The 13178-nt window shown below is 65.2% G+C and carries 9 protein-coding genes; 8 read left to right on the top strand and 1 reads right to left on the bottom strand.

The window, feature by feature from the left end:
• The first annotated feature begins 213 nt into the window (after nt 1-213).
• Genes OO730_RS09635 through OO730_RS09665 form a run of 7 tightly spaced genes read left to right on the top strand, consistent with a single transcriptional unit; the run spans nt 214 to nt 10715 of the window.
• Nucleotides 214-3717 carry an FkbM family methyltransferase gene (locus OO730_RS09635; protein ID WP_264981251.1) on the top strand — a complete coding sequence of 1168 codons (3504 nt, stop codon included), beginning with the start codon at nt 214-216 and terminating at the stop codon, nt 3715-3717.
• Nucleotides 3714-6110, top strand: a complete 2397-nt coding sequence (locus OO730_RS09640; RefSeq protein ID WP_264981252.1) for a glycosyltransferase family 2 protein — start codon at nt 3714-3716, stop codon at nt 6108-6110. Before OO730_RS09635 ends, OO730_RS09640 begins: the two co-directional genes overlap by 4 nt.
• A 15-nt stretch (nt 6111-6125) precedes the next feature.
• Nucleotides 6126-6896, top strand: a complete 771-nt coding sequence (locus OO730_RS09645; RefSeq protein WP_264981253.1) for an ABC transporter permease — start codon at nt 6126-6128, stop codon at nt 6894-6896.
• The gene (locus OO730_RS09650; protein WP_264981254.1) at nt 6893-7603 is read left to right on the top strand and encodes an ABC transporter ATP-binding protein; all 711 of its coding nucleotides are present in this window, start codon (nt 6893-6895) and stop codon (nt 7601-7603) included. Before OO730_RS09645 ends, OO730_RS09650 begins: the two co-directional genes overlap by 4 nt.
• A 5-nt stretch (nt 7604-7608) precedes the next feature.
• Nucleotides 7609-8583, top strand: coding sequence for a glycosyltransferase family 2 protein (locus OO730_RS09655; RefSeq protein WP_264981255.1), 975 nt, complete (start codon nt 7609-7611; stop codon nt 8581-8583).
• Between the two features lies 1 nt (nt 8584).
• On the top strand, nt 8585-9760 hold the full coding sequence (locus tag OO730_RS09660; RefSeq protein WP_264981256.1) for a glycosyltransferase: 1176 nt from the start codon (nt 8585-8587) through the stop codon (nt 9758-9760).
• Nucleotides 9750-10715 (top strand): glycosyltransferase family 2 protein, encoded by a 966-nt coding sequence (locus OO730_RS09665; protein ID WP_264981257.1) that lies wholly within the window; start codon nt 9750-9752, stop codon nt 10713-10715. Before OO730_RS09660 ends, OO730_RS09665 begins: the two co-directional genes overlap by 11 nt.
• 12 nt (nt 10716-10727) lie before the next feature.
• Here the strand turns inward: OO730_RS09665 and OO730_RS09670 are convergent, their stop codons facing one another.
• A complete protein-coding gene (locus OO730_RS09670; RefSeq protein WP_264981258.1) occupies nt 10728-11849 on the bottom strand; it encodes a glycosyltransferase in 1122 nt (373 codons plus the stop codon).
• 91 nt (nt 11850-11940) lie between these two features.
• Here OO730_RS09670 and OO730_RS09675 point away from each other — a divergent pair, with 91 nt between their 5' ends.
• Nucleotides 11941-13056 carry a glycosyltransferase family 4 protein gene (locus OO730_RS09675; protein ID WP_264981259.1) on the top strand — a complete coding sequence of 372 codons (1116 nt, stop codon included), beginning with the start codon at nt 11941-11943 and terminating at the stop codon, nt 13054-13056.
• The last annotated feature ends 122 nt before the right edge of the window (nt 13057-13178 follow it).

Genomic DNA, 13178 nt, shown 5'->3' on the forward strand with positions numbered 1-13178 from the left:
GGCTGTACGTGAGGTAGTACAAATCCCGGCACGGAGCAATCCGCGCGGGAATACGTGAAAAGTTAAAAACATTGATCAGAGGCGGTGTCTCATCTATTGTCGGCCAATCCTGCCCGGTGCCGAGCCTGGCGGCGAGGGGGCGGTCCCGGTGAAACGAGCTGGGGGCCGCGAAGGAACCATCATTCCCGATTCAAGGACCAGCGGACGAACTGTATGCTCACTTATTCCCAGAACTACGAAGACATCATCCTGGACCGGTTTTTCAGGCACAAGGAGACCGGGTTCTATATCGACGTCGGCGCTCATGATCCCTATGACATCTCGGTGACGCGGAAGTTTTATGAGCGGGGATGGCGGGGCGTCAACATCGAGCCCCTGCCCGCCTGCATCAAGAAGTTTGAGCAGGCTCGGCCCGGTGACGTCAACCTGCAGATGGCGGTTGCCGAGGGGAAGGGCGAGCGGATTTTCCATCAGCTTGAAGGTGCCCTGCCCACGGGTTACGATGCTTCGGCTCTGTCCACATTTGATGAGGCACTGGCCCGACGGCTGTGTGTCGAATACGGCCTCGTCACGAATAAGATCATGGTTCAAGTCGATTCCCTGAAGAATATCTGTAAGAGTCATGTACCCGAAGGGCAGGGCATCGACTTCCTGAAGGTGGATACCGAAGGTCACGAAGAAATCGTCCTCAAGAGCGCTGATTTCAATCGGTACCGCCCGGTTGTTCTGGTTGTTGAGGCGACCAAACCCAATGCGAACCCCCTGGCCACGGCTTCACCGGAAGACCAGGCCGCCTGGCACGGGTTCGAGGGATACCTCGCCTCGGTGGGATACGATTTCACCTATTTCGACGGGCTGAACCGGTTTTATCTGGCGCGGGAGCACGCGGAGAGGAAGGGCCTTTTTTCGATCCCGGTAGGGATTTTTGATGGCGTGGATTACGGCAGGCTGGAGCGGGCGCAGCAAGAGAGTGAAGCCGTGATCCGTGCCCTGGAAGCGGAGCTGGCCGCGCAGGAGGAACGGAACAAGTCCCTTTCAAGCCGGTTTGAAAAGGAAACCGCAGAGTTGAACCGGCGGCTCGCGGCCCAGCTGGGACTGAACAGGTCTCTTTCGTCCAAGGTGGAAAAGTACGCCACCGCGCTCGATGCCGAATTCGTCGAACGCCGGAACCTGGCCATAGCCCTGCACGCCCGGGACGCTGCAGCGAGGAGCGGGCTCCTTGGCCGACTCCTTTCTCCCCGGGTGTCCTTGCCGGAAATCCCCGAGTCGCTCCGGTTGGAGAAAGAGCCTTCCGGGAGGGCCGTGCACAGCGATCTGAAGATCAGCGTGATCACCCCGTCCTTCAACAGCGGCGACACCCTCAAGCGGGCCGTGGAGTCCGTCCTGGCCCAGGATTATCCCAACGTCGAGCATATCGTGGTTGACGGCGGCTCCACTGACGGGACTCTGGATATCCTGAATGAATACGAACACCTGTGTTGGGTTTCCGAACCTGACAACGGCCAGGTCCACGCCATGAACAAGGGGTTTGAAATGGCCTCGGGCGACGTGATCGCCTACCTCAACGCCGACGACTACTACGAGCCGGGAGCGTTTTCCGCGGTCATGGCCGAATTCACCGATGAGACCATGATGGTCTACGGCAACATCGAGGTCTACGACGAGGCTCGCGGCCAGTGGTGGACCAACGAGCCGCGTACGGATTTCAAGTCGATCCTGCACCACTGGGAGATGAACGCCTTCTGCGTCAATCCGGTGGGGTACTTCTATCGGCGGGAGGTGCAGGAGCGGATTCCCTACAGGGAGGAGAACGGGGCCAAGATGGACCTCGCCTTTCTGATGGAAGCCGCCCAGCACTTTGAATTGCAGACCAGGAAGATCGACCGGGTGCTGGGGGTGTTCATGAACACCAGGGACACCCGGACCGTGAAGGAGCAGTCCCGGCCAGGGTATTGGACGCCCGGGAATTTCGCCTTCATAGACGAGTTGCTGCAGACGCAGCCCGAAGAGTTCCGGCAGGAGTACCGGCGCAGGCAACTGGAAGGCTACGACCGGAGGGAGCGGGAGGCAGCCCACGGAGAAGGCGGCGGGATATTCCTTCCATCGACGGAGTACGACCTCATCGCGGACGGGGGGTCCGAGGTCGACCCCGGGAAGTACCGGCTGGTCAAGGGCGACCCGGTCGTGGTTTTCCTGAGCCACGGGAAGGTGGGCAGCTCGGCGGTCTGCCACACCCTGGAGGCGTTGTCCAAGAAAGGCGGCTGGAACATGCCGGTCTACCACCTGCACAACTTCAAGCAGAAACTTGCCGTCCCGCAGGAGGAGGCCGCGTACCATCTCCTCTCGGGGCAGGCCCTCCGCCGGGTGTTCGACGACCACCGGGAGGACCTGGACTGGAAGTTCATCTGCGGCGTCCGGGAGCCGATCTCCTTCCTCCTTTCGTCCTACTACGAGCTATATTTCAAGGAGAGGGGGGAGCCGTCCATGGACGACGTCAGGGAGGCGCTCCCCGTGCTGCTGCGCTGGCGCAACAACCACATGACAAACGAACTCGGAGAGATCGGCCTGGCCCCCTATCGGACCCCCTTCGACCGGGAAGCCGGATACACGATCATGCGGCAGGGGAACCTGTCCCTGCTGGTTTTTCGTCAGGACATGCTCCCGTCCCTGTTCACCGTGGCCGTGGACGAGTTTCTCGGGATCAAGGGTGCAGGGCTCATCAACGCCAACGTCGGAACGGAGAAGGATATCGTCGTGAACGGCGTGTCCTATGCCGAGAGCTACCGCAGGATGCGGGAGACGTTCACCCTGCCGACGGAGGAGCTTGAGGAGATATTCTCGCACCGCAGCGTAACCCATTTCTTCAGCCCCGAGGAGATCGGCGGTTTCGTGGACTACTGGTCAAGGCCGGGCGAGAACAGGAAGGCGGGCAGCGTCAAGACCGAGAAACCCGACCTGCTCGTGTACGACATCGGACTGCACGACGGGCAGGACACGGAGTTTTATTTGAAGAAAGGCTTCAACGTGGTCGCCGTGGACGCCAATCCGGAATGCGTGGGGGCGGCGGCAAAGCGGTTCGAGCGATTCGTCGCCTCGGGCAGGCTGACCCTCCTCAATGTGGGCATAGCCCGGGAAGACGGTGCCGGTCCGCTGGACTTCTACGTCAACGAGGTCAACTCGGAGTGGTCGTCCTTCGTGAAGGAGATAGCCCTGCGGGACGGCCACCCTCACCATGTCGAGAAGGTGGCCTGCCGCTCGTTGGCGGGCATCATCCGGGAGCATGGGGCACCCCATTACGTGAAGATCGACATCGAGGGGCACGACGCCATGGCCCTGCGGTCCATGATCGAGGCGGGCATACGGCCCCTGCACGTCTCCGTGGAAAACGGCAATGAGGGTATGTTGGGGCTGCTTGCGAAGGCCGGGTATTCGCAGTTTAAATACGTGCAGCAGCGTGACGTGCCGGGTTCGCGGGCCATTGTCCCCGCCAAGGAAGGGGTGAGCGTCGACCATGAGTTTCCGATAGGGGCGAGCGGCCCCTTCGGCGAGGAGGCCCCCGGGCCGTGGCTGGGCTATGAGGCCGCGCGGCAGGCCATCTCCCGCGTGTGGGACCCCGAGGGGTCGGCCAAGAACCCTGATCACGACGATGCCCGGGACGGCTGGTTCGACCTGCACGCCCGGTTGGGCGCGGACGCCGGAAACGGAGGTGCGCGATGAGCCGGTCTTTCTCGGAGGCAGAGGCGAAACTGACGGTCGCGGTCTGCACCTATCGACGTTTCGACGTCCTTTCCCGCTGCCTGGACCACCTGTGCGGCCTGCGGGACGCTGCGTCGTTCAAGGTGCTGGTGGTCGACAATTCCCTTCAGCCGGAGCAATCCGAGCGGGCGCGGCAGGAGCTGACGGGACGCCACGACGGCCTGCGCTATGTCGTCACGGAGCGGGCCGGGCTGTCCTATGCGCGCAACGTGGCCCTGGAATTGTGCGAAACCCCCTACCTAGCCTATCTGGACGACGACGCCTTTGTCGAGGCGGGATGGGCCGACGGGTTGCTCCGGGTCTTTGCGGACAGGGGTAGGGACGCCGGGGTGGTCGGCGGCAGGGTCGTGCCCGCCTGGGAGGGCGGCAAGCCCGAGTGGCTGGAAGGTCTGCTCTTGGCCCCTTACGAGCTGGACCTGGGCGAGGAAGTCCGACGGCTCGGGGAGGACCGGTGGCTCATGGGAGCCAGCATCGCCTACGACGTCGAACTGCTTCGGGCCGTGGGCGGATTCAACGAAAATCTGGGCAGGAAGGGCGACCTGCTCCTCTGCCATGAGGAGCTGGACGCGAACACCCGGATAAGGGAACTCGGCAGGTCCGTTTACTACACGGGACGAGCCCGTGTCCTGCATGTGGTGCAGCGCGAGCGCATATCCCGGGAGTGGATATGCAGGAATGCCTTCTGGGAAGGGGTATCAGAGTGCGTATACGAGGCAGGCCTGGATGCGAGGTCCTTTACCGGTTCGCAGGTGGAAACACTGGCCAGACGATGTGCCGAACTGCTTGCCGGTCAGCGGGAGCTGACATCCACCGCCCGCCTTCTTGAGGCTCGTCACCGTTTTGCCCGCGAGGGGCGGAATGCATATGGTTCTCTGGGGTTGAAGTCGCCGGATAAACCCGTGGCCGAGGTGTATATCGTCACCCCTACATTCAATTCGGCGGAGTATCTTGACGGGTGCATCTCCAGCGTTTTGTCTCAGAAGGGCGACTTCCGTCTCCATTATCATATTCAGGACGGCGGGTCGTCTGATCAGACCATGGCCAAGGTGCGGAAATGGCAGACAGACGTCGAGTCTGGGGCGGTCTCCTTCGGTGCCCTTGACTGCACGTTCACCTGTGCATCGGAGCCCGACAATGGGATTTACGATGCCATTTTGAGCGGCTTCGACTCTTTTGACATGGAGGACGACGCGGTCATGGCCTGGATCAATTCCGACGATGCCCTCATGCCGGACGCCGTGGCAAAGGCTGTGGAAGCGCTTTCCCTGACCGGGGTGGATTGGGTCTGCGGGCAACAGAATATTCGCAATGAACAGGGCGAGCACGTCTGGGATTCACGGCTTTCGTTTCCCACGGCTTTGGTCCGCGCCGGAGCGTGCGACGGCAAGAATTGGGCACACATCCAGCAGGAAGGGGTATTTTGGAACCGTCGCCTTTGGAACAAGGCGGGAGGTCTGAATCTTTCCTTCAGGTATGCCGGGGATTGGGAATTGTGGCGTCGATTCGCCCGTTACGCCAACCTGGTTCAACTACCTTGTGCGCTGGGCGTTTTCACGATGCGGGGGGGGCAGGTCTCTACGACCCATCTGGATGATTACGAAGCGGAAAAGGAGCGCATCCTGCCCCGGACCGAGCGGAACAGGCGTTGCGCGGAGCTGACGGCGGCACCGGAATATCTTTACACGCACAAGGTCGTCGGGGAGCGTGGGCGGATGAAGCTGGCCGTCGCCCCCATTGATCCGTATGAAATCCCGGGCTATGAGGGCGGCGGATCGGACTCGCGCCCGAAGCGTACAAAGGCGGCGGCCACGGATGATGCGGCCGGGAACGGGGTCCGGCCTCGGCTCTCCCTCTGGAATATCTGCGTGGATGCCCCGGCCCTGCACCGGCTCTACCTGAAGTCGCCGCGCACGGTTCAGCGGCTGCTGACGGCCGTCAAGCACCGGGCGCTCGTTCCCCTGAGGAATGCCTGGAGAAGGCTCCGGGTTTACGGGGCGCTGCAGCGAACCGGGCTGTTCTTCCCCGAGTACTACCTGCAGCACAATCCGGACGTGCGCGAATCGGGCATGCCGCCGCTCATGCACTACATCCTTCACGGCAGCCTGGAGGGGCGGATGCCCAATCCGCTCTTCGACGACCGTTGGTACAGGCTGCGCTACCCCGACGTTTCCATGACGGGCGTCAACCCGCTCCATCATTTCTGCCGTCACGGCTGGCGGGAAGGGCGCGACCCCTGCGCCGGGTTCAGCGTTTCGCGGTACCTTGCGCTCAACCCGGACGTCCGGGAGGACGGGGGCTGCCCCCTTCGGCATTATCTGGTACACGGGATAGCGGAAGGCCGCAGCATCGAATAGGAACAGGACAGGCGGATGCGCAACAGCACGTTTTTCGAACTTCTCTGCTACAAGACCGGGGCGAACCTGCGCACCGAGATAGCCCGATATCACCTGAACTACCTGTGGTGGGTGCTGGAGCCGGTGCTGACCATGGGCGTGTTCTACGTGATCTTCGACATCATGCTGAACAGGGGGACCGAGCACTTCGTCGCCTTTCTGCTGACCGGCCTGATATGGTGGAACTGGTTCGCCCGCAGCGTCCAGAACGCGGCGTCCAGCATCCTGAACGCACGCACTCTCATGCTCCAGGTGGACATCCGCAAGGCCTTCTTTCCCCTGGAGGTCTGCCTTCAGGACGGTTTCAAGCAGCTGTTCGTCACCGCGTTGCTGCTGGTCTTTCTTCTCATTTATCCCACGCCCGTGACCGTCACCTGGCTGGCCCTGCCCGCGCTCATGGCCGTGCAGTTCCTGCTCGTCCTCGGCGTGGCCACCCTGGGCGCGGCCCTGGTCCCCTTCCTGCCGGACCTCAAGTTCGTCATCGTCACCGGGGTGCAGCTCCTGTTCTTCGGGTCGGGCATCTTCTTCCGCATCGAGGACGTGGTCCTGCCCGAGCACCGGTTCATCATGTACCTCAACCCGGTGGCCGGGCTGATCAGGAACTACCGGGAAATCCTCATCAACGGGGCCTGGCCGGACTGGTTCTACCTGGCCAAGGTGGCGCTGTTCAGCCTGGCCCTCTGCCTGTTCGCCTTCTGGCTGGTGAGAAAACTGGACCGCACGTACCCGTGGGTGTGCAACCAATGAGCGCGGCCATCCTGACATTCGAGAACGTGGCCTTCCGCTACCGCTACCGGGCGGGGCTGATGCGGTTCAAATACCACGACGCCCTGACCGACATCTCCTTTTCCCTCGGGCGGGGGGAGACCGTGGGCGTTGTCGGCCGCAACGGGGCGGGCAAGTCCACGCTGCTCCGGCTGATGGCGGGCATCCTGGCCCCCAGCTCCGGGCGCATCCGAATGGCGGAACCGCTGAACATCTCCCTCCTGACCCTGCATCCCGGATTTTCCCCGGAGCTGTCCGGGCGCGAGAACGCGGTGTTGGGAGCCCTGATGAGCGGACGTTCCCGCCGGACCGCCCTGGAGCGGATGGAGGACATAAAGCGGTTCTCCGAGTTGGGCGACTGGTTCGAAAAGCCCATCAAGTCCTATTCCACGGGCATGCTGGCCAGGCTCGGCTTTGCCGTGGCCCTGGAGATGTCCCCGGACGTGCTCCTGGTGGACGAGGTCCTGGGTGTGGGCGACGAGGCCTTCCGGGCCAAGTCCACCGCCGCCATGAAGCAAAAGATGCTGTCCGGCCAGACCGTGGTCTTCGTGTCTCATCAGGCGCCGATCCTGCGGGAGCTGTGCTCCTCGCTGGTCTGGGTGGAAGAGGGCGTGACCCGGATGGTCGGCCCCACGGACGAGGTCCTGCCCCGGTATCAGGAGGCGCTCACCCAACCCGGCGCGAGGTGATCTGCATGGCCGACGCCTCTGTCCACGCCATCGTGCTCAACTACAACGGGCAGCGGCACAATTCCCGGTGCCTGCGCTCCCTCCTTGACCAGGATTATCCGAACCTGCGCGTCCTGTTCGTGGACAACGGGTCGGACGACGGGTCCGTGGAGGCCGTGCGCCAAGAGTTCGGCGACCGGGTGGACTATCTGCTCAACCATCAGAATCTCTTTTACGCAGCCGGGAACAACCGGGGCCTGGCGCGCGCCCTCGACCAGGAGGCCGAGTTCCTGTTCATCGTCAACAACGACACCGTGCTGGAACAGGGCTGCGTCGCCCGGCTGGCCCGTTTCATGGCCGACCGGCCCGAGGCCGGAGGGTGCCAGCCCCTGCTCCGTGCCATGGATGAAGGAGAAACCGTGTACTCGGCGGGCGTCCTGGTCTCCCTGAGCGGCCGTTGCTGGGACGCGGGCCGGGGCGGGCTGGTCGACGCTTTCGGGCAGGAGCCCTCGGAGGTGGCGGGCATAACCGGCGCGGCCATGTTTCTCAGGGCGTCCGCCGTGCGCGAGGTGGGGACGTTCGACGAGCGGTACGTCATGTATTTCGAGGACGTGGACTACTCGTTTCGATTGCGCCGGGCCGGGTATCCGCTCTATCTCGTGCCCGGGGCCCGGGTGGCCCACGAGGGAGGCGCCACCGCGTCGGCAACCATGCCGCTGGGGCGGATACGGCTGTGCGAGACCAACAGCTACCGGCTCGTGCTCGACCATTTCCCCGACGGGTTGCGCGGGCGCGGCCTGCTCGCCTCGACAGCCTTCACCCTGGGGTCCTGCCTGCGCAACCTGGCACGCGGCAACCCGTCCGCAGCCGGGGCAGTGCTGGCCGGGGGGCGGCGCGGGCTCAGGCTCGTCATTGAAGGGACGGCGGACACCGGCGATGAAAGCCGGGAAACGCTGCGCAGCCACATCCGGGTCCGGACCTGGTTTCCGCCGGGGGCATGACATGCACGTCTATTTCATCAACTACCACCCCTTCCGGGAATCCAGCGGCATCCACATTCATTTCCTGGCCAACGCCCTGGAGGCCATGGGCATCCCCTGCACGGCCTGCGTGCCCCGGTCGCCAAAGAGCGTGCACGACTTCGGGGCGACCGCCTACCGGAGCATGGGGTTCGCCCGGCTCAACCGGCGGCTGCTCCTCAGCCCCGGTTCCTTCAGGCGGGAAGGGGCCGTGTTCCACGCCTGGACCCCGCGCGAGGTCGTGCGCAAGGCGACCGCCGGGGCGGCCCGCCGGACCGGGTGTCCCTATTTCGTCCACCTGGAGGACAACGAGGAGCACGTCTTCGAGACGCACACCGGCCTGACCTGCGAGCAGGCCTCCCGGCTGCCGTGGTTCCGCAAGGCGTTGCTGCCCCGGGGGTTCATCCGCCCGGACCGATACCGCGAGTTCATGGCCCGCAGCGCCGGGGTGACCTGCATCTCCGAGAGTTTGTGCGAGACCGTGTCCGGGACCCCGGCCATGACCTTCTGGCCCGCCTGCGAAGCGGAGTTCTTCGACCTGCCCGCCGAGCCGGATCGCGAGTTCCGCCGGGCGGCGTCCATCCCGGAGGAGGCCGTGGTCCTGACCTACACAGGCAATCTGCACAGGGCCAACCGGGACGAGCTGTCCACCCTGTACCGGGCCGTGGTCGAACTGAACCGGGGGGGCAGATGCGTCAGGCTGGTGCGCACCGGCTCCGACCATGCCGACCTGCCCGCCGACGTGGCCGAGGCAGCCAAGCCCTACGTCATCGCTTTCGGAAGCCGTCCGCCCGCCGAGCTGATCCGGTTCGTGGCGGCGGCGGACATTCTGGTCCAGCCGGGCCGCCCCGGCCCGTTCAACGACTACCGTTTCCCCAGCAAGCTCCCCATGTACCTGGCCAGCGGGCGTCCGGTGGTCCTGCCCGCCGCCAACATCGGCAACCATCTGGCCGACGGGGCCGAGTGCCGCCTGCTTCGCCACGGGACGGCGGAGGAACTGGTCGGGGTCCTTGAACCGCTGGTGGACGAGGCCGGGCCACGGCGCAGGATCGGGGTCGCAGGCAGGGCGTTCGCTGCCGACCGGTTCAGCTGGGAGAAGAGCGCGGCCTCGGTGCTGGATTTTTACAGGCGCAACAGGGGAGGCGGCCATGTCGGCTGAAACGGTCGTCGTGGTGGTCCACTACGGCGAGGTGGAGACAACCGCCCGCTGTCTGGAGGGGCTGACCGGGCAGGGAGCGGATCTTTCCGTCATCCTGTCCAGCAACGGCAGCCCCGAGGAGGCGCGGGCCCTGTCCGACCGCGCCGCCGCCCTGTGGTCGCCGGATGCGGTCCGGCTGGTCGCAGGCGGGGATGACCCGGCGCAGGACATGGGCTCTTTTTCGGTCACGGTGGTGGACAACGGCGGAAACCCCGGATTTGCGGCGGGCTGCAACGTGGGTATCCGCGAGGCGTTGAAGCGGCCCGCGACCCGGTACGTGTGGCTGCTCAACAATGACGCCCGGCCCGCTCCGGGCGCCCTTCAGGCCCTGGTCCGCGAGGCGGGCGGCCATCCGCGCGCCCTGCTCGGGGCAACGGTGCTCGACGCCGAGTCGGGCGACCGGCTGCAACTGGCGGGCGGGGCCGAATACCACCCCGCGACCACCCGCATCCGTCCGCAGCACGCCGGGGCCGCGCTCCAGGATGTGCCGGACCTTTCCCAACCCCGGCTGGACTATGTCTACGGGGCAAGCCTGTTCGCTCCGGCCACGCTCTACCGGGAGGTCGGCCTGCTGGACGAAGCCTTTTTCCTTTTTTACGAGGAGCTGGACCTGTGCCGCCGGGCGCGGGCTGCAGGATACGGCCTGCGCTGGTGCCGGGAGTGCGTGGTCGTCCACGAGGTCAGCGCAACGGTGGGCAGGAAGGGGCGCGGCACGGCTCGTCAGGCGCGGCTGGCGGCCTTCCACGAGGCCCGGTCCACCATCCTGTTCACGCGAAAGCACCACCCGCTGCTGCTGCCCATGGCCCTGGCCGCCCGGACCGCAGGCAAGCCGGCCGCGCTCCTGGCGCGGGGAGAGTGGGGGCTGGTCGGGCCATCCCTGGCCGGTCTGGTGGAAGGGCTGTGGGCGAAAAGGTAGGCGGGGCCGTTCTCAGCCCTTTGTGATTTCCCTGTATATCCCGTCCAGGGTCCGCGCCGTACGGTCGATGGTGAATGCGTCCTCAAGCCGTTTTCGCGCGCCCTCGCCGTATCGCCCGGCCGTGTCCGGGTCCGCGAGGACGTCGCGTATCGCCCGGGCCAGCGATTCCGCGTCCGCCGGGTTCGCCACCCGCCCGGTCTCACGGTCCCGGTTCACCCAGCCCGTGCCGGACCCCGGGATGGCGGTGGAGACCAGGGGCAGCCCGTAGCGCATGGCCTCCAGCAGGGTCACGCCGAAGGCCTCGCCCCGGTCGATGGACGGCAGGCAGAACAGGGAGGCCGCCTGGAGCAGTCGGCGCAACTCGGCGTCGGCTATTTCGCCGGGCAGGGATACCCGGCCCTCAAGGTCCAGGCGGCGGATTTCGGTCTCAAGAGCGCGTTGTTCGGGGCCGTGCCCGGCGATGACGAAGTCCGCCTCCGGCACCAGGGCCGCTGCGCGCACCAGGAACTCGAACCCCTTGTAAAAAGTCAGCCTGCCCACGCCGAGGACCAGCGGTCGGGGCGGCCGGTCCGTGTCCTCTTCGGGATAGCGGCCCGTGTCCAGGCCGAGCGGGACCACCGCGCACCTGGAGCGCCAGGGGGCCAGCGTCGGGCTCGACTCCAGGTAGGGGGGCGAGGTGGCCACGATCCGGTCCGCCCTGGCCAGACACCGTTGCTCGAAGAGCCGGTAGGCCGGGTACAGGGCGCGGACCGTGGGGCTGGACGACCCCTGGACGTCGGCGTGCCAGTGCGCCACCAGCGGGATGTCGCGCGGTATGAGCCCGAGGAACATGACCGCCGGGTTGGGCAGGTGGATGTGGATGATGTCGGGACGCTGTCGGCGGATGACGCTTCGCAGCCGCAGCCCGAAGGCGGGCGAGAGCGGGGCGAATGCGGCGGCGCAGAGGGTGGCGCAGCGGATGATCTCGACCCCGTCGAGCCGCTCGGCAGCGGACGGGCGCAGGGGGCGCGACTGGTGGCAGAGCACGGTCACAACCTGCCCCTGGCGGGCCTGTTCCACGGTCAGGTCGCGGACGAAGGTCTCCATGCCGCCCCGTTCGGGGGGCGCGTATTTGGCAAGGTGGAGCAGGCGCATTGCACTGGAGATGGTTACCCGACACCGGGGGCGGGAGCAAGGGCATAAAGGGTTTGCCATCCTCAGCCGGATGGTGGATGAAGGAAATTCCATGATAAAGGTTCTGATCAACGCACAACCCATGACCGTGGTCGGCACCGGCATCGGGCGCTACCTGCGCGGCCTGTCCGCCGCGTGCGAGGCGCGGTGCCGGGACACTGTCCGCCTCTCCTATTTCACGGGCGGCGGGGTGGTGGACGATGCCCCGTCCGTCCGGGGCGCGGGCTGGCGGGAGCGCCTGGGGCAGTTGCTCTGGCGGATGCCGCATCCGGTGGCCTACGGAGCCCGCCTGCTGCGCCATGGTCTCACCGAACGGAATTTCGGCACTGCCTGCCGGGGCTTTGACGTCTACCACGAGGCCGGGTATTTCCCGCTGAAATCCCGTGTTCCGGTGCGGACCGTCATGACCGTGCACGACCTGTCCCTGCTGCGCTTTCCCCACTGGCATCCCGCAGAGAGGGTGCGCTATTTCCGCAGGTATTTCATGGACCGCCTGCCCCGGGTGGACGGATTCTGTGCCGTGTCCGAATTCACGCGCCGCGAGATGATCGAGCTTTTGCCCGTGGACCCGGAAATGATAACGGTCACGCCCCTGGGTTACGACCCGCAGCTCTTCAACGTCGCCGACGACCCGGAGGCGCAGGCCATGCTCGGCGAGGCGGGGGTGCCCCGGGAATTCGTCCTGTTCGTGGGCAGCGGCGACCCGCGCAAGAACCTGGATGCCCTCCGGGCCGCGCTCAAGGCGGCGGCGGTGGAGACCCCCCTGGTCACGGTGGGGTGGAGCGGCTGGCACCAAACCGAAAAGGGAGACGCGATCAACCTGGGGTATGTGTCCGACCGGCTCCTGGCGCAACTCTATCGAACTGCACAATTGTTCGTCATGCCGAGTGTATACGAGGGCTTCGGCCTGCCCGTTCTGGAGGCCATGGCCTGCGGCTGCCCGGTTGTCGCGTCTCGGGCCGGAGCGTTGCCGGAGGTGGGCGGAGACAGTATCGTTACCGTGCCGGACGTGGCCGACGCGCGGGCGTTCGGCGGCGTGATTCATGGCGTTCTCGGTTCCTCAGGGGAGCGTGACAGACTGCGCCGCGACGGACTGAAACGGGCGGCCTCCTTTTCCTGGTCGCGGACGGTCGGGGAGACGCTTTCCCGGTGGGGCAGTGAGGGGTAGAAACAATGGCATTAAATGTGTTGACATTTTAGGATGTTCATTGATAATTGGACTTGATTCTAGACTATATGGTGCATTTGAGCTTTACATATGGGGGATTTGTTGTGAAACGTATTTTGGTT

The sequence above is a fragment of the Pseudodesulfovibrio portus genome, assembly GCF_026000375.1.
In the GTDB taxonomy this organism is placed as follows: Bacteria; Desulfobacterota; Desulfovibrionia; order Desulfovibrionales; family Desulfovibrionaceae; genus Pseudodesulfovibrio; species Pseudodesulfovibrio portus.